Annotated in this window: 16 protein-coding genes and 1 pseudogene; 15 read left to right on the top strand and 2 right to left on the bottom strand. The window is 74.1% G+C overall.

From position 1 onward, the window contains the following. The first annotated feature begins 62 nt into the window (after positions 1-62). The 11 genes and pseudogenes from kynU to CIK06_RS22385 all read left to right on the top strand — a co-directional run bounded on the left by kynU (position 63) and on the right by CIK06_RS22385 (position 10,121). On the top strand, positions 63-1,355 hold the full coding sequence (kynU, locus tag CIK06_RS22435) for a kynureninase (protein ID WP_095568049.1): 1,293 nt from the start codon (positions 63-65) through the stop codon (positions 1,353-1,355). Between the two features lie 107 nt (positions 1,356-1,462). After that, a pseudogene (locus CIK06_RS22430) lies at positions 1,463-2,773 on the top strand (FAD-dependent oxidoreductase); the annotation flags it as partial. A gap of 194 nt (positions 2,774-2,967) precedes the next feature. Beyond that, the gene (locus tag CIK06_RS22425; RefSeq protein WP_095568048.1) at positions 2,968-4,449 is read left to right on the top strand and encodes a 2-hydroxymuconic semialdehyde dehydrogenase; all 1,482 of its coding nucleotides are present in this window, start codon (positions 2,968-2,970) and stop codon (positions 4,447-4,449) included. After that, positions 4,446-5,330, top strand: a complete 885-nt coding sequence (locus CIK06_RS22420) for a 2-keto-4-pentenoate hydratase (protein WP_157756891.1) — start codon at positions 4,446-4,448, stop codon at positions 5,328-5,330. Before CIK06_RS22425 ends, CIK06_RS22420 begins: the two co-directional genes overlap by 4 nt. Then, positions 5,327-6,280 (top strand): acetaldehyde dehydrogenase (acetylating), encoded by a 954-nt coding sequence (locus CIK06_RS22415; RefSeq protein WP_095566465.1) that lies wholly within the window; start codon positions 5,327-5,329, stop codon positions 6,278-6,280. Before CIK06_RS22420 ends, CIK06_RS22415 begins: the two co-directional genes overlap by 4 nt. A 49-nt stretch (positions 6,281-6,329) precedes the next feature. Further along, on the top strand, positions 6,330-7,190 hold the full coding sequence (locus CIK06_RS22410; protein ID WP_232533799.1) for a 2-keto-4-pentenoate hydratase: 861 nt from the start codon (positions 6,330-6,332) through the stop codon (positions 7,188-7,190). Next, positions 7,187-7,621: a RidA family protein gene (locus CIK06_RS22405; protein WP_095566464.1), complete on the top strand. Its 435-nt coding sequence runs from the start codon at positions 7,187-7,189 to the stop codon at positions 7,619-7,621. The genes CIK06_RS22410 and CIK06_RS22405 overlap by 4 nt, the downstream gene beginning before the upstream one ends. Further along, a complete protein-coding gene (locus CIK06_RS22400) occupies positions 7,614-8,135 on the top strand; it encodes a 3-hydroxyanthranilate 3,4-dioxygenase (protein WP_095566463.1) in 522 nt (173 codons plus the stop codon). The genes CIK06_RS22405 and CIK06_RS22400 overlap by 8 nt, the downstream gene beginning before the upstream one ends. Before the next feature lie 28 nt (positions 8,136-8,163). After that, positions 8,164-9,174, top strand: coding sequence for an amidohydrolase family protein (locus CIK06_RS22395; RefSeq protein ID WP_095566462.1), 1,011 nt, complete (start codon positions 8,164-8,166; stop codon positions 9,172-9,174). 268 nt (positions 9,175-9,442) lie between these two features. Continuing rightward, on the top strand, positions 9,443-9,727 hold the full coding sequence (locus CIK06_RS22390) for a hypothetical protein (protein ID WP_095566461.1): 285 nt from the start codon (positions 9,443-9,445) through the stop codon (positions 9,725-9,727). Beyond that, positions 9,714-10,121, top strand: a complete 408-nt coding sequence (locus CIK06_RS22385; protein ID WP_095566460.1) for a DUF5130 family protein — start codon at positions 9,714-9,716, stop codon at positions 10,119-10,121. The genes CIK06_RS22390 and CIK06_RS22385 overlap by 14 nt, the downstream gene beginning before the upstream one ends. A 137-nt stretch (positions 10,122-10,258) precedes the next feature. Here CIK06_RS22385 and pepN read toward each other — a convergent pair whose 3' ends face one another. Continuing rightward, complete coding sequence (pepN, locus tag CIK06_RS22380) at positions 10,259-12,811, bottom strand: aminopeptidase N (RefSeq protein WP_095566459.1); 2,553 nt, start codon at positions 12,809-12,811, stop codon at positions 10,259-10,261. A 236-nt stretch (positions 12,812-13,047) separates the two neighbouring features. Here pepN and CIK06_RS22375 point away from each other — a divergent pair, with 236 nt between their 5' ends. The 4 genes from CIK06_RS22375 (at position 13,048) to CIK06_RS22360 (ending at position 15,934) form a co-directional block, all read left to right on the top strand. After that, the gene (locus CIK06_RS22375; protein WP_095566458.1) at positions 13,048-13,671 is read left to right on the top strand and encodes a disulfide bond formation protein DsbA; all 624 of its coding nucleotides are present in this window, start codon (positions 13,048-13,050) and stop codon (positions 13,669-13,671) included. A gap of 201 nt (positions 13,672-13,872) precedes the next feature. Further along, a complete protein-coding gene (locus tag CIK06_RS22370; protein WP_095566457.1) occupies positions 13,873-14,052 on the top strand; it encodes a hypothetical protein in 180 nt (59 codons plus the stop codon). Between the two features lie 144 nt (positions 14,053-14,196). After that, positions 14,197-15,390, top strand: a complete 1,194-nt coding sequence (locus CIK06_RS22365) for a DUF1015 family protein (protein WP_095566456.1) — start codon at positions 14,197-14,199, stop codon at positions 15,388-15,390. A 76-nt stretch (positions 15,391-15,466) separates the two neighbouring features. Further along, the gene (locus CIK06_RS22360) at positions 15,467-15,934 is read left to right on the top strand and encodes a ribose-5-phosphate isomerase (RefSeq protein ID WP_095566455.1); all 468 of its coding nucleotides are present in this window, start codon (positions 15,467-15,469) and stop codon (positions 15,932-15,934) included. Here CIK06_RS22360 and CIK06_RS32590 read toward each other — a convergent pair whose 3' ends face one another. Beyond that, on the bottom strand, positions 15,935-16,414 hold the full coding sequence (locus tag CIK06_RS32590; protein WP_095566454.1) for a hypothetical protein: 480 nt from the start codon (positions 16,412-16,414) through the stop codon (positions 15,935-15,937). It lies immediately after the preceding gene. Between the last annotated feature and the right edge of the window lie 123 nt (positions 16,415-16,537).

Raw genomic sequence — 16,537 nt, 5'->3', positions numbered from 1 at the left:
CACTGCGCCTCGCCGGGGGCGAGGCCGGGCCGTTGCGCCTCGCCGGGGGCGAGGCCGGGCCGTTGCGCCTCGCCGCGGGCGAGGCCGAAGCCCGCCGGTTGGACGAGGCCGACCCCGGCCACCGGCACCTGTTCCACGTGCCGCCAGCGGCCGGCGGCAGGTACGCCGAGACGGCGTACCTGGCCGGCAACTCGCTGGGCCTGCAACCCCGGGCCGTCCGGGACGAACTCCTGGCCGACCTGGACGCCTGGCGCGACCTGGGCGTGGAGGGGCACCTGGACGCCGAGCGCCCCTGGCTGTCGTACCACGAGCGGCTCACCGGGCCGGCGGCCCGGCTGGTCGGCGCCCGGCCCGCGGAGACCGTGGTGATGAACTCGCTCACGGTCAACCTGCACCTGCTGATGGTGTCGTTCTACCGGCCGGCCGGCCGGCGGACCCGGATCGTCATCGAGGACAGCGCGTTCCCGTCCGACAGCTACGCCGTGCGCAGCCAGGTCCGGTTCCACGGCCTGGACCCGGAGACCGAGGTGGTCCGGCTGCGGCCGCGACCCGGCGAGGACACGCTGCGGACCGCGGACATCGTGGACCACCTGGCCGGTGCGGCCGACCGGACCGCGCTGGTGCTGCTGGGCGGGGTGAACTACCTGACCGGGGAGCTGATCGACATCCCGGCGGTCACCGCCGCCGCGCGGGCCGCCGGGGTGACCGTGGGGTGGGACCTCGCGCACGCGGCGGGCAACGTGCCGCTGCGGCTGCACGACTGGGACGTGGACTTCGCCGCCTGGTGCTCGTACAAGTACCTCAACGCCGGTCCCGGCGCCCTGTCCGGGGTCTTCGTCCACGAACGCCACCTCGGCCGCGGCGACCTGCCCCGGTTCGAGGGCTGGTGGAGCACCGAGGCGGCCACGCGGTTCGCGATGGCCCCGGTGTCCCGGCCGCCGGCCACGGTCGAGGCGTGGGCGATATCCAATCCGCCGATCCTGGCCATGGGGCCGGTCCGGACCTCGCTGGAACTCTTCGACGCGGTGGGCATGCCGGCCCTGCGGGAGCGCAGCCTGCGGCTCACCGGACAACTGGACCGGCTGCTGGCCGAGGTCGGCCGGGGCCGGCCGCTCGCGGTGGTCACCCCGCGGGATCCGCGGCGGCGCGGCTGCCAACTCTCGGTACGGGTGGGGGCCGTCGGCGCGGCCGAGTTGACCAGGCGGCTGCGGTACGAGCACGGTGTGATCGCCGACGCCCGGGAGCCGGACATCGTCCGGTTCGCCCCGGTGCCGCTGTACTCGACGTACCACGACTGCTGGCGGGTGGCCGACGCGCTGGCGGCGGTGCTGCCCCGGACGGGAGGACGACCGTGACCGACCGGCAGGACGACACCGACCGGCAGGACGACGGCGACCGGCGGGACGACACCGACCGGCGGGACGACGGCGTCCAGGCCGGGGACGGGGCCGCCGGCGGTGAGATCGCGGTCGTGGGCGCCGGGCTCGCCGGCTGCCTGCTCGCGTGCTATCTGGCCCGGCGCGGGCACCGGGTGGTGCTCTACGAACGGCGCCCGGATCCGCGTACGGGCAGGGTGGACAGCGGGCGGTCGATCAACCTGGCGCTGTCCGAGCGGGGGCTGGACGCGCTGCGCCGGATCGGCCTGGAGAAGCAGGCCATGGCCGACGCGCTGCCGGTACGCGGGCGGATGATCCACTCCGTCGACGGCGCGCAGGGCTTCCAGCCGTACAGCGCCGGCGGCGACCGGGCGATCAACTCGATCAGCCGCGGCGCGCTGAACAACGCGCTGCTGGACGCCGCGCAGGCGTGCCCCGGGGTGCGGGTCGTGTTCGAGCACCGGCTCACCGCGCTCGACCCGGCGACCGGGGCGATGACCTTCGCGACCCCCGCCGGCCCGGCCACCGCGACCGCCGCGGTGGTGCTCGGCGCCGACGGCGCCGGTTCGGCGGTACGCGCCGAACTGCTGCGCCGGGGACTGCTCGCCGAGGACGTGGAACTGCTCGACTACGGCTACAAGGAGCTGACCCTGCCGCCCCGGGACGGCGACTTCGCGCTCGACCCGGCGGCGCTGCACATCTGGCCGCACGGCACGTCCATGATGATCGCGCTGCCCAACCCGGACCGGACGTTCACCTGCACCCTGTTCTGGCCCGAGACCGGTCCGGGCAGCTTCGCGGCGCTGGCCGACCCGGAGGCCATCCGCCGGCACTTCGCCACCGAGTACCCGGACGTGCCGCCGCTGGCACCCGACCTGGTCGCGGACTACCAGCGCAACCCGGTGGGGGTGCTCGGCACCGTGCGCTGCACGCCGTGGCACGCGTACGGCCGGGTGGGTCTGCTGGGCGACGCCGCGCACGCGATCGTGCCGTTCTACGGCCAGGGCGCGAACTGCGCCCTGGAGGACGTGGTGGAACTGGACCGCTGCCTGGACGAGACCGGCGACGACTGGGCGGCGGCGCTGCCGCTGTTCCAGGACCGCCGCGCGGACAACGCCGAGGCGATCGCCCGGATGGCGCTGGACAACTTCGTGGAGATGCGCGACAAGGTGACCTCGCCGCTGTTCCAGCTCGGCCGGCGGGTGGAACACACCCTGGAACGGCTGCTGCCCGGCCGGTACGTCTCCCGGTACGAACTGGTGTCGTTCTCGACCGTGCCGTACGCCCAGGTGGTCGCCCGGGTCCGCCGGCAGCACCGGCTGCTCGGCGCGGCGGCCGGCGTCGCCCTCGGCGGCGCCCTGCTCGCGGTCGCGGCGCTGGCCGGCCCGCGCCGCGGGACGGGCCGCGAACCCCGCCGCGAAGCGCCGTGGAATCCGCGCCGGGCAGCCCCGTGGAATCGGCGCCGCGAAGCGCCGTGGAATCCGCGCCGGGCAGCCCCGTGGAATCGGCGCCGCGAAGCGCCGTGGAATCCGCGTCGGGCGGCGCGCCGATGAACCCGGCGCGGCACCGGGTCGACTGGGATCCGGGTCTCATGGCGGGCCGGCCGGCCGGTGCCCGGGGCGTGTTGCGCAACTTCGTCGGCGGCCGGTTCGTCGAGCCGGCCGGGACCTTCCCGAAGACCAGCCCGGTCACCGGTGCCACCATCTTCGAGGTGGCCGAGGCCGACGGGTCCACCGTGGACGCCGCGGTGGGCGCCGCCCGAGCGGCGCTGCGCGGACCCTGGGGCCGGACCGGCGAGCGGGACCGCGCCGAACTGCTGCGCCGGATCGCCGCCGAGCTGGAGCGCCGGTTCGACGACCTGGTCACGGCCGAGGTCGCGGACACCGGCAAGTCCATCTCGCAGGCGCGCACCCTGGACATCCCGCGGGGCGCTGCCAACTTCCGGGCGTTCGCCGAGATCGTGGCGACCGCGCCGACCGAGTCGTTCGGCACGGTCGGCCCGGCCGGCGGTCGGGCGCTGAACTACGCGGTCCGCAAGCCGGTCGGGGTGGTCGCGGTGATCGTCCCGTGGAACCTGCCGCTGCTGCTGCTGACCTGGAAGGTCGCCCCCGCGCTGGCCTGCGGCAACGCCGTGGTCGTCAAGCCCAGCGAGGAGACCCCGGCCTCGGCCACGCTGCTGGCCGAGGTGATGGCCGCGGCCGGCGTACCGGACGGGGTGTTCAACCTGGTGCACGGCTTCGGCCCGGACTCGGCGGGCGAGTTCCTCACCCGGCATCCGGGGGTGGACGCCATCACCTTCACCGGCGAATCCGCCACCGGCAGCGCGATCATGCGGGCCGCGGCCGACGGGGTGAAGGCGGTCAGCTTCGAACTCGGCGGCAAGAACGCCGGGCTGGTCTTCGCCGACGCCGACCTCGACGCGGCGGTGGACGGCTGCGTCCGGTCCAGCTTCACCAACGGCGGCCAGGTCTGCCTGTGCACCGAGCGGCTGTACGTGCAGCGCCCGGTCTTCGACGAGTTCGTGGCGCGGCTGGCCGGGCGCGCCGACGGGCTGGCCTACGGCTGGCCCGCCGACCCCGGCACGGTGAACATGCCGCTGATCTCGCGCCAGCACCGGGACAAGGTGCTGGGCTATCACGACCTGGCCCGGGTCGAGGGCGCGCAGGTGCTGGCCGGCGGCGGCACGCCGCACTTCGGCGACGCCCGGGACGGCGGCGCGTACGTCCGGCCCACCGTGCTGACCGGCCTGCCCCCGGACGCCCGGACCAACCGGGAGGAGATCTTCGGGCCGGTGGTGCACGTCGCGCCCTTCGACGACGAGCAGGAGGCGTTCGCGCTGGCCAACGACAGCGACTATGGTCTTGCGGCGACCGTCTGGACCCGGGATGTCGGCCGGGCGCACCGGGCCGGTGCCCGGCTCGACGCCGGCATCGTCTGGGTGAACACCTGGTTCCTGCGCGACCTGCGGACTCCGTTCGGTGGCGTGAAAGCCAGCGGCATCGGCCGGGAGGGTGGCGTGCACTCGCTGGACTTCTACTCCGAACTCACAAACGTCTGCGTGGACCTGTCATGACCAACGAACCCAACGAATGGGTCATCGCCGCCGACCCGTTCGACGCGGCGGTGGCCGCCGGCGAGCTGGACACCGCCCGGGAGCGGGGTGTCCCCTGCCCGCCGCTGCGTGACCGGCTGCTGCCGGCCGACGACGTGGCGGCGGCGTACCAGGTGCAGCGGCACCAGGTGCGGCGCTGGCTGGCCGGCGGAGCCCGCCGGGTCGGGGCGAAGATCGGCCTCACCTCGCGGGTCGTGCAGGAGGAGTTCGGCGTGTACGAGCCGGACTTCGGCGTGCTCACCGACGTGATGGCGGTCCCGGACGCCGCCGAGGTGGACCTCGACGGGCTGATCCAGCCGAGGGTGGAGGCCGAGCTGGCGTTCGTGCTCGGCGCCGACCTCACCGACGAGCGGGCGACCGCCGTGGACCTGATCCGGGCGGTCGACTCGGTGCTGCCGGCGATCGAGATCGTCGACTCCCGGATCACCGGCTGGGACATCTCCATCGTGGACACGATCGCCGACAACTCGTCGAGCGCGCTGTTCGTGCTCGGCACCGTGCCGCGCCGGCTGGCCGACGTGGACCTGCGGCTCTGCGGCATGGTGCTGGAACACGCCGGGGAACCGGTGTCGGTGGGTGCCGGCGCGGCCTGCCTGGGCAACCCGTTGAGCGCGCTGGGCTGGCTGGCCGGCATGCTGGTGCGGGCCGGCGATCCGTTGCGGGCCGGCGACGTGGTGCTCTCCGGCGCGCTGGGGCCGATGGTGCCGGTCACGCCGGGCGCCGCGTACGAGGCGCGGATCTCCGGCGTCGGCTCGGTGCGCACCTGCTTCTCCGCCCGCTCCGCCGGGTCCGCCGGGTCCGCAGGGTCCGCCGGGTCCGCGCCGACCCTGGAGGAGACGTGACGCACGGGGTGGCCGTGATCGGCTCGGGCGCCGTCGGCACCGATCTGATGATCAAGGTGCTGCGGGTGTCGGAGACGCTCCGGATGGTGGCCCTGGCCGGTACCGATCCGGCCTCGGACGGGCTGGCCCGGGCCCGGCGGTTCGGCGTGGCCGGCACCGCGGACGGGGTGGCCGGACTGGTGGCGCTGCCCGAGTTCGCCGACGTCGAGCTGGTCTTCGACGCCAGCCGCGCCGACGCGCACCCGCACAACGACGCGCTGCTCGCGGCGCACGGCCGCACGGTGGTGGACCTCACCCCGGCGGCCATCGGCCCGTACGTGGTGCCCTCGGTCAACCTGGACGCCCACCTGCGGGAGCGCAACGTCAACATGGTGACCTGCGGCGGCCAGGCCGCCGTACCGATCGTCGCGGCCGTGCGCCGGATCACCCCGGTCGCGTACGGCGAGCTGGTGGCGTCCGTGGCGGCCGGGCCGTCCGGCCCCGGTACCCCGGTCGACCTCGACGGCCTCACCGCGACCACGGCGCGGGCGATCGAGGCGGTCGGCGGCGCCGGCCGGGGCGCGGCGAGCCTCACGCTGGACCCGGCGCGACCGGAGCCGGCGGCCCGGGGCGCCGTGCACTGCCTCTGCCCGGACACCGGGGCCGACCGCACGGCCATCGTCGACTCGGTGCAGGCCATGGTGGCGCAGGTGCGGCGGTACGTCCCGGGCTACCGGCTCGGCCAGGACGTGCGGATCGACGAGGTGGACGCGCCGGTGCCGGCCCTGGGCGAGCGGTTCACCGGGCTGCGCGTGTCGGTCGCCCTGGAGGTCGCCGGCGCCGGCCACCACCTGCCCGGGTACGCCGGGCACCTGGACATGATGACCTCCGCGGCGCTGCGCACCGGGGAGCGGCTGGCCGCCGTCCGGGCCGCCGAACGGCTGTCCGGACGATCCGGGCGGGCCTCATGACGATGAACGGCACAGCGAACCCGACCCATCTCCCGGACGGTGAACCGGCATGACCGACCCCCACGACGCCAGCGGTCACGACGCCGGCGGTCACGACGCCGGCGGTCACGACGCCGGCGGTCACGACGCCAGCGGTCGCGACCCGGGCGGGCACGCCGCGCTCGCCGAACGCCTCGGCGTCGCCGCCGACACGGCCACGCCCACGGCCCGGTTCGCCCAGGCCGCCGGCCTGGACGTGGACGGCGCGTACGCGGTGCAGGAGGCCCTGGTCCGGCGCCGGCTGGACCGCGGCGAGCGGCCGGTCGGGCTGAAGATGGGGCTGACCAGCCGGGCCAAGATGGCGCAGGTCGGCGTCGATGAGATGATCTGCGGCCGGCTCACCGACGCGATGTGGGTGCCCGACGGCGGCACGGTCGACCCGGCCGCCTTCATCCACCCGCGGGTCGAGCCCGAGGTGGCGTTCCTGCTGGACCGGGTGCCGGGGCCGGGGGAGCCGGTGCGGGAGCTGACCTCGGCCATCCGGGCGGTCGCGCCGGCGGTCGAGCTGATCGACTCCCGGTTCGCGGACTTCCGGTTCTCGCTGCCGGACGTGATCGCCGACAACGCCTCGGCCGGGGCCTTCGTGGTCGGCCCCTGGTCGCCGGTGCCGGACGGGCTGGACAACCTCGGAGTCCTGCTGGAGATCGACGGCCGGGTCGCCCAGGTGGGCTCGACGGCCGCCATCCTCGGCGACCCGCGCCGGGCGCTCACCGAGGGCGCGCTGCTGGCCGGCCGGTACGGGGTGCGGCTCGAAGCGGGCTGGGTCTTCCTGGCCGGCGCCGCCACGGCGGCCGTACCGCTGCCGCCCGGCGCCCACGTCCGGGCCGTGGTCGAGAAGCTGGGCAGCGCGTCGCTGCGGGCCTCGTCGTGAGCTGCGAGGGGGCGCGGGTGGTGGCCGGCAAGGCCGTGCCGCGCGGGGCGTTCCCGCACGTCAAGGTCGCCGGCGGGTTCGTCTTCGTCTCCGGTACGTCGGCCCGCCGCCCGGACAACACCATCGCCGGCGCCGAGGTGGACGCGATGGGCACGACCACGCTGGACATCCGGGCGCAGACCCGGGCGGTGCTGGCGAACGTGCGGGACCTGCTCCGCTGCGTCGGCGCCGACCTCGGTGACCTGGTGCAGGTCACCACGTACCTGGTGAACATGAACGACTTCGGGGGCTACAACGAGGTCTACGGCGAGTTCCTCGACGCCACCGGACCGACCCGGACCACGGTTGCGGTGCACCAGTTGCCGCACCCGCACCTGCTGATCGAGATCCAGGCCGTCGCCGTACTGCCCAAGGAGGTAGGTCGTGAGTGAGATCGCCGAGCCGTTCAGCTTCCCCGGCTGGATCGCGGACAACCAGCACCTGCTCAAGCCGCCGGTCGGCAACAAGGAGATGTTCCCGGGCGGGAGCGACTTCATCGTCATGGTGGTGGGTGGCCCGAACCAGCGCACCGACTTCCACGTCGACCCGTACGAGGAGTTCTTCTACCAGGTCAAGGGCGACATGCACGTCAACCTGATGCTGCCCGAGGGTCCGCGCCGGGTGGACATCCGCGAGGGCCAGATGTGGATGCTGCCCCGGAACACCCCGCACTCGCCGCAGCGCGAGGCCGGCTCCATCGGCATGGTGGTGGAGCGGATCCGCGAGGACGGGACGCTGGAGAAGTTCCAGTGGTACTGCCCGGAGTGCGGCAACAAGGTGCACGAGGTGGAGCTTCAGGTCCGGGACATCGCCGCGGACCTGCCGCCGGTGTTCGCCGCGTTCTACGCCGACGAGGCCGCCCGGGCCTGCGACCGGTGCGGCACCGTACACCCGGGCAAGGGCTGATGGTGCCGGACGCCGGCCGGGGATCGCGGTGACGCCGGCCGGTCCCGCCGCGGTCGACGTGCACACGCACGTCGTACCGCGCGGCTGGCCCGACCTGGCCGCGGTCTGCGGCGGCTCGGGCTGGCCGTGGCTGCGGGTCGACTCGGAGCGGGCCGCCATGATCATGGTGGGTGAGACCGAGTTCCGGCCGGTCGGCGCGGACTGCTGGGACGCGCCGACCCGGCTGGCGGACATGGCGGCCGACCGGGTGGACCTCCAGGTGATCTCGCCCACGCCGGTGTTCTTCTGCTACGACCGGCCGGCCGACCAGGCCACCAGGGTGGCCCGGATCTTCAACGACCGGGTCCTGGAGATCGCCGCCGCCGGCGGGGGGCGGCTGGTGCCGTTCTGCCAGGTGCCGTTGCAGGACCCGGACGCGGCCTGCGCCGAGCTGGACCGCTGCCTGGCCGCCGGGCACGCCGGGGTGGAGATCGGCAACCACGTGGGTGACCGGGACCTGGACGACCCCGCCGTGGTGACCTTCCTGCAGCACTGCGCCCGGGTGGGCGCGCCGGTGTTCGTCCACCCGTGGGACATGCCGGGCGGCCCGCGGCTGGACCGCTGGATGGCCCGCTGGCTGGCCGGCATGCCCGCCGAGACCCACCTGTCGGTGCTGTCGCTGATCCTCGGCGGCGTCTTCGACCGGGTACCCCGCTCGCTGCGGATCTGCTTCGCACACGGCGGCGGCAGCTTCCCGTTCTGGCTGGGCCGGGCGGACAACGCCTGGCACCGGCGCGGCGACCTGTGCCGGGGGTCCTCGGCCGGCCCGCCCAGCTCGTACCTGGACCGGTTCCTGGTCGACTCGGTCGTCTTCGAACCGGCCGCGCTGCGGCTGCTGGTGGAGACCATGGGCGACGAGCGGGTCGTGGTGGGCAGCGACTACCCGTACCCGCTGGGGGAACGGCCGGCCGGCGCGGTGGTCCGGCGGGCCGACTTCCTCAGCGCCGACCAGCGGGACCGGCTGCTGCGCGGGAACGCGCTGCGCTTCCTCGGCCGCTGACGCCCCGGACGGTCGCAGGCGAGCCCCGAGCGGGTGTGGCGAGCCCCGGACGGGTGTAGGCGAGCACGGGGCGGGAACACCACCACGGCCCGCGGCCTGCCGGTCCGGCGGGACGGATCGACACCCGGAGACAGGACCGGGCGTGCACTCCGCTAACGTGAGGTACGGCAGGCGGGCGCGGCGACGGTGCCGTCGACGGTCCCGACCGACCATGTCGAACCTTTCAGATCTTCGCCTGGGGGCGTTGAGGTTGTCTGTTACCGAGACGTTGCTGACCTTCGTCGGCATCCCGGCCCTCGTCGTGCTCGTGATCGCCGCTCTGGTGCTCGCCGGCCGGGGCCGCGGCGGCACGGTGCGGCGGTACCGGCCGGGCCGGCCCTTCGACTTCACGCCGGTGTGGTTCCTCTCCTCGCCCGAGCAGCTCGCCGAGACGGCCGGGGTGGCGCTGCCGCCCGGTGCCCAGGCTCCGGCGCTGACCAGCAACGAGGTCCAGCACCGGCCCGAGACCGCGGCCCGGACCGGCGCGACGGGAGGCGCAAGTGACCGTTGGTGAGATGACGCAGCGTTCCGACCGGCCGGTCGTGCTCGACGGCCCGTTCACGACCCGCCAGCTGCTGCGCATCGACGAGGCGCTGCGCACCGCCGACCGGGCCACCGGGCTGGTCTTCTCGATCTACGTGGGCGCGTTGGACGAGCCGATCCGGGAGCACGCCGAGCGGCTGCACCGGCAGCTCGCCGACCCGGACCGCGCCGTGCTGATCGCGCTGTCGCCCAACCAGCGCCGGCTGGAGGTGGTCACCGGGTCGCAGGCCCGGCGCCGCATCCCGGACCGCGACGCGAAGCTGGCCGCGCTGTCCATGGTGGCCGCCTTCGGCGGCGGCGACCTGACCGGCGGCATCGTGTCCGGCCTCGACCAGCTCGCCTCCCGGGCCGGCAAGAGCGACTGACCGGCGCCGGCCCCTGGCGGGCCGCGGCCCGGAGCGCCTGACCGGCCGGCGCCGGCCTCCTTCGGGTCGGCAGGGGCGCCTGAGGGCGCCGGCCCGGCACGGGGAAGCCCCGGGCCGGGCCGACGCCGGGCGGTTCGTCAGCCGGCGCGGGCGTCCCGCGCGCGGGTCCGCAGCGCACGCAGCACGCCGTCCCGGCCCTCGGCCACCAGCCGGCGCAGCGGCGCCGGGTGGCCGGAGGCGGCCAGCCAGGTGTCGGTGGCGGCCACCGTGTCCTCGCTGACCTGGTAGGACGGATAGGCCAGCAGCGCGAACTCCTGCGCCTCCTCGCTGTCCCGGCGCGCCCAGACGGCGTCCACGTCCGCGAAGAACCGTTCCGCGTACGGCGCGGTCAGCTCGACCTGCGTCGGGTGCTGGAAGCCCTGGAGCAGGGCCCGGCTGCGCCAGTTCGGCGGCGATCCCTCGCCGGTCAGCTCCCGCCACACCCGCGCCTTGTTCTCGGCCGTCGGGATCAGCGAGCGGGTCAGCACGGCCTCCCGCTCGCCGCTGGCGGTCCGGTCGCCGGCCAGTTCGGCCTCGATCTCCTCGACACCCGCCGCACCGTTGGCGGCCAGCGCCTGCAACAGGTACCACCGCAGCTCGGTGTCCACGGTCAGCCCGGCCGGCACCTCGGTGCCGGCCAGCCAGCCGCGCAGGATGGCCAGGTCGGAGTCCGACCGGGCGGCCGAGGCGAACGTGCGGGCCCAGACCAGTTGGAAGCCGCTGCCCGGCTCGGTGGTCCGCAGCGTGCCGTAGGAGGTGCGGGCCAGCGCCGCCCAGCCCTGCGGCGCCCAGGCCGGATCCGCGTACATGGACAGCGTCGCCGCGACCTGGCGCAGGGTCTGGGTGACCAGGTTGATGTCGGTCTCCGGGGGCAGGCCGGCGAGCACCAGCGCCACGTAGTCCCGGGCGGCGAGGTCGGCGTCGCGGACCATGTCCCAGGCCGCGTTCCAGCACAGCGCCCGGGGCAGCGGCTCGGCGAACTCGGCGATGTGCTCCACCACGCAGGCCATCGACCGTTCGTCCAGGCGCAGCTTCGCGTACGTCAGGTCGTCGTCGTTGAGCAGCAGGATGTCCGGTACCGGGACACCGGCCAGTTCGGACAGTTCGGTGCTCTCGCCGGCGACGTCCACCTCGATCCGGTCGCGCCGGACCAGCCGGCCCTCGCCGGTGCGGTCGTACAGGCCGACGCCGATCCGGTGGGTGCGCAGCGTCGGATGGTCCGCGGGCGCCTCCTGCCGCACGACCACCCGCTCGTAGCGGCCGTCCGCGTCGATCGTCACCTCCGGACGCAGCGTGTTGACCTGCGCGGTCTCCAGCCACTGCGCGGCGAACTTGCGCAGCTCCCGGCCGGAGGCCGCCTCCAGCTCGGTGAGCAGGTCGTCGAAGGTGGCGTTGCTCCACGCGTACCGTTCGAAGTAGCTGCGCAGGCCGGCCAGGAACGGGTCGATCCCGACGTAGGCGACCAACTGCTTGAGCACGCTCGCGCCCTTGCCGTACATGATGCCGTCGAAGTTGACCTCGACTGACTCCATGTCCGGCATCTCGCAGTAGACGGGGTGCGTGGAGGAGAGCTGGTCCTGCCGGTAGCCCCAGTTCTTGCGTACCGAGAGGAACGTCACCCAGGCGTCGGCGAAGCGGGTGGCGCGGGTGTTGGCCCAGTGGCTCGCCCACTCCGCGAACGACTCGTTCAGCCACAGGTCGTTCCACCAGCGCATCGTGACGAGATCGCCGAACCACATGTGGGCCATCTCGTGCAGGATCGTGTTCGCCCGCTGCTCGTACTCGTGGTCGGTGACCTGGGACCGGAACAGGTAGTACGCCTCGGCGTGCGTGACGCAGCCGAAGTTCTCCATCGCACCGGCGTTGAAGTCCGGCACCCAGAGCTGGTCGTACTTGGACAGCGGGTAGCGCACCCCGAACTTCTCGTGGAAGAAGTCGAAGCCCTGCCGGGTGATCAGGAAGATGTCGTCGGTGTCCAGGTACGGCGCCATCGAGGCCCGGCAGTACGCCCCGAGGTCGATCCCGTCGTGCGTCTGGCGCACCTCGTGGTAGGGGCCGGCGCAGAGCGCGGTGACGTAGGTGCTCATCCGGATCGACTCGCCGAAGTGGACGGTCCTGGTGTCCGGGCCGGCCGGCTCCTCACGCTCCTGCGGCATGTTGGACAGCACCCGCCAGTGGTTCGGCACCGTCGCGTGCCAGGTGAAGACGCTCTTCAGATCGGGTTGATCGAAGCAGGCGAACACCCGCTGGGCGTCGCTCGTCTCGAACTGGCTGTACAGGTAGGTCTCCCCGTCGACCGGGTCGACGCTGCGGTGCATGCCCTGGCCGCTGCCGGAGTAGGCGAAGTCGGCCTCGACGACCAGGGTGTTCTCCGCGGCCAGCCCCGCCAGCCGCAGTCCCTGCTCCGGAGTCCAGGCCGCCGGGTCGACGGGCTCGCCGTTCAGCGTGGCGGCGCGCAGGGACGCCGCCGCCAGGTCGATGAAGGTTTCCGCGCCGGGTTCGGCACATCGGAACCGGACGGTTGTGGTCCCCCGGAAGGTGGCACCGCCGGTGACCTGGACGGCGTTCGACAGATCGAGACTGATGTCATAGCTGATGACGTCGAGCAGGCGCGCCCGCTCGGTGGCCTCGACCTGAGTCAGGTTATGCACTCCCGGCACGTGTGGTCTCCATCCGTCTCGCTGATCGACCGGACACCGTTGTCCGGTAGACCGCCCGCTGCTGGTAAGGAGCGGCGGCCTCCGTTGGAGTCTCGCACGGTGGACGCCTCTTACGTGTCGGAGGTCACCGGCAGGTTTGGGGTGCATGGTGCCACCGGCAGGGTGATGATCGGCCTGATAGCGGACGCCGTGCCGGCGTCCGGGGTGTTTCTGTGGGAGGGGTTGCCGTGACCGAACGCGGGACCGTTGACATGTGGTTCGACCCGATCTGCCCGTGGGCGTGGCTCACCTCGCGGTGGTTGCTGGAGGTCGAACAGGTTCGACCGGTCCGGGTGAACTTTCACGTGATGAGCCTGTCGGTGCTCAACGAGGGCAGGGATCTGCCGGAGCAGTACCAGAAGCTGATGGAGACCGGCTGGGGGCCGGTGCGCATCTGCATCGCGGCCGAGCAGCGGTACGGCTCGCCGGTGCTGCGCGACCTGTACACCGCGCTGGGCACCCGGATCCACCCCGCCGGCCAGGAGCGGGGGATCGACCTGTACGCCGAGGCGCTGGCCGAGGCGGGACTCGACCGGGACCTGGTCAAGGCGGCGGTCAGCAGCGAGTACGACGAGGCGCTGCGGGCCAGCCACAACGCCGGCATGAAGCCGGTGGGCACGGACGTGGGCACGCCGGTGATCCACGCGCCCGGCCCCGACGGCACCCAGGTAGCCTTCTTCGGCCCGGTGGTGACCCCGGCGCCGAAGGGCGAGGCGGCCGGGCGGCTCTGGGACGGCGTGCTGCTGGTGTCGGGCACGCCCGGCTTCTACGAGCTCAAGCGCTCCCGGGAACAGGACCCGATCTTCGACTGAGCGACCACGGGGGCCGATTCTCCGCATTCCCGCGGGCTGCGGGGGCCGGATTCCCGGAAACCACCCGGACACCCTCGCGACAGTCGATATCGTGACCGTGTCCGGGTGGCCCGGCCGTCGATCGCTGGTCGGCCACCCGCGCTGAGCGTGCGGGAGCGGTTCCCGCCGTACGGGAGGCGTCGAATGGCCAAGCATCGCCGCGTGAGCGCCGAGGAGTCGCCGGAGCCGGGTGACGAGGTGACCTGCAACCTCGGCGCCGAGTACTGGTCGGTGGACGACTGCGCGTGGTCCGGGCTGCATCCGGGGCTTCCGGACAGCCTGGTGGAACTGCTGGCCCCGCCCATCGTGGTGGGCGCCGTCCCGGTCGCCGGCCGGAACTGACCCCGGCGGCGGCCACCGGCCGTGTGCCGTCCGCCACATCGCGCCCGGCCGGCCCGTGCTGATGCCGATCCGGGCAGGTCAGCCCGTGGACACCCGCGGGGTATGCGCGAACCGCGGGGTGTCGCGCCGGTAGCGTCTCGGGGCATGACGGTCGTACACCCGATCAACCGGGCCTGGATCACCACGGGCGGCACCGGCGCGCAGAACTACGACGAGTTCGCCGACGACGCGGAGATCACCGCCATCATCGAGGCGAACCCGCACAGCGCCCTGGCCATCGAGATGCCGCACCGGGCGCCGGACAGCCTCGGTCGGTCGTTCACCGAGGCGCTGCCGGCGGCGGCGGCCCGGCTGCGGGAGGCGCGGGCCGACGGGAGCTACACGCCGGCCGAGGACGTCGTGGTGCTCTACCGGATCAGCTCGGCGGTCGAGGAGCCCGCGTACGGGTTGTTCGCCATGGTGGACACCGCGGAGATCTCCACCAACGCCGCCGAGCCCGGCCTGGTGATCCGCAACGAGGACGTCTTCGTGGAGAAGGTGCGGGAACGGGTGGCCCTGGCCGAGGCCGTGGGGCATCTGCTCTCCCCGGTGCTGCTGCTGCAGACCGGCTCGGGCGCCCGACTGCACGCGGCCCTCGCCGCGGCCACCGAGGCCGCCGGCGCACCCGCCGCGACCGACGTCGACCAGGCCGGGCGTACCCATGCCATCTGGTCGCTGGGTCCCGGCCCGGCGCAGGACCAACTGCTCGCCCTGGCCAGCGGGGGTGACCTGGTGGTGGCGGACGGCAACCACCGCAGCCTGGCCGCGCAGACCGGCGGGCTGTCCCGGTTCCTGGCCGTGGTCACCACCCCGGCCTCGGTGGCGATCCAGCCGTACAACCGGCTCGTCAGCGAGCTGACGGCCGGGCCGGACGAGGTCCTGGACCGGCTCCGGGCGGCCGGCGCCGAGGTGGTCGAGTCCGACGCCCGGCCCGCCGTGCCCGCGCCCGGCGAACCGGTACGGCTGTACACGGGCGGTCGCACGTACGAGGTGCGCCTGCCGGCCGGCCCGGGTGGCGGGGTGGACAACCTCGACCACGCGCTCGTGGAGCGGGTGCTGCTGCGTGACGTGCTGGGGCTGGACCCGGGCGACAAGCGGATCACCTACGTGGGCGGCGACTACCCGGCGAGCTGGCTGGCCGGCGAGGTGGACGCCGGGCGCGCGGAACTCGCGGTGCTGATCGCGCCGGTGACCGTGGACGACTTCGTGACGGTCAACCTCGACCGGCGGAAGATGCCCCGCAAGAGCACCTGGTTCACCCCGAAGGCGCGCGGCGGCCTGGTGCTGGCCGAGCTGTAGGCGGTGGTCCCGCCCGCGTTAGCTGTGGGCCCGCCCGCGGTACGGGGCCGCCGGGCGGGCTGACAGACTGCGCGGTATGCGCGTCTACCTGGGAAGTGACCACGCCGGCTTCGAGCTGAAAGTGCACCTGGCCAACCACCTGGCGAACTCCGGATACGACGTCGTCGACGTCGGGCCGGTCGCCTTCGACCCGGACGACGACTACCCGACCTTCTGCCTGCACGCCGGTGCCCGGACGGTGGCCGATCCCGGCAGCCTGGCCGTGGTGATCGGCGGATCCGGCAACGGCGAGCAGATCTCCGCGAACAAGGTCCCGGGGGTGCGGGCCGCGCTGGCCTGGAGCGTGGAGACCGCCCAGCTGGCCCGCCAGCACAACGACGCCAACGTGGTCGCGGTGGGCGCCCGGCAGCACACCCTCGACGAGGCGACCGGGATCGTGGAGGCGTTCCTCACCACGCCGTTCTCGCAGAGCGAGCGGCACGCGCGCCGGATCGCCCAGGTGGCCGAGTACGAGCGCGGGCACGAGCTGCCGCCGCTGCCCTGATCAGCGGGAGTGACGCGGCAGTTCCTCGCGCGGGACCCAGTTCCGCCGGACGATGACGAGGTCGGCCTCGGCCTCGGCGAGCTGTTGCGCAGTGGGCCGGGTGGCGTCCCGGGCCCGTAGCGCCGCGCCGGGGTTGACCTGCGAGGAGCCGGAGCCGACCAGGCCGCGCAGCCCGCGCTCGCTGTCCCGGTCCTCCGCGGCCGGTCCGCCGCGGCGCCGGGGGATCGGCTCGGGGACCGGGTCCTGCACCGGCGCGGTGACCGCCGAGCGGCCCTCCGGTTCGACGTTCGGGCCACGCCAGCCGGTCTCCGGCCCGTCCGGGCCGGACTCCGGCGGCCCCGCCGCGCCCGATCCCGCCGCGCCCGATCCCGCATCGACATCCCCCGCCGGGACCGGTGCCGCATCGGTCGGCCCTGTCGCGCCCGGTCCCGGCTCGACCGGGTGCCGGTGCCGTCGCCGTCGTCGCTCCGCCTCCGCCATGAACCCGACCGTACCTGGCGGGCGTACGGATGTACGGGCGGCGTCGTCGGCGCCTTGGGTGGGTCGTTACCCTCGGAACCGGGAGGGGCGACGGGGGTCGAACCGCTCCCGATGGGGAGGAAC

The organism is Plantactinospora sp. KBS50 (assembly GCF_002285795.1).
Taxonomy (GTDB): Bacteria; Actinomycetota; Actinomycetes; order Mycobacteriales; family Micromonosporaceae; genus KBS50.
Note: the sequence above shows the minus strand (reverse complement) of the source record. Positions and strands in the feature narration are given on the sequence as shown.

What these genes read in the sequence shown, in the direction of transcription:
- CIK06_RS22425 (WP_095568048.1), top strand. Translation starts at nt 2,968, where the DNA reads ATGGCGGGCCGGCCGGCCGGTGCCCGGGGCGTGTTGCGCAACTTCGTC.
- CIK06_RS22420 (WP_157756891.1), top strand. Translation starts at nt 4,446, where the DNA reads ATGACCAACGAACCCAACGAATGGGTCATCGCCGCCGACCCGTTCGAC.
- CIK06_RS22410 (WP_232533799.1), top strand. Translation starts at nt 6,330, where the DNA reads ATGACCGACCCCCACGACGCCAGCGGTCACGACGCCGGCGGTCACGAC.
- CIK06_RS22365 (WP_095566456.1), top strand. Translation starts at nt 14,197, where the DNA reads ATGACGGTCGTACACCCGATCAACCGGGCCTGGATCACCACGGGCGGC.
- CIK06_RS22360 (WP_095566455.1), top strand. Translation starts at nt 15,467, where the DNA reads ATGCGCGTCTACCTGGGAAGTGACCACGCCGGCTTCGAGCTGAAAGTG.
- CIK06_RS32590 (WP_095566454.1), bottom strand. Translation starts at nt 16,414, where the DNA reads ATGGCGGAGGCGGAGCGACGACGGCGACGGCACCGGCACCCGGTCGAG.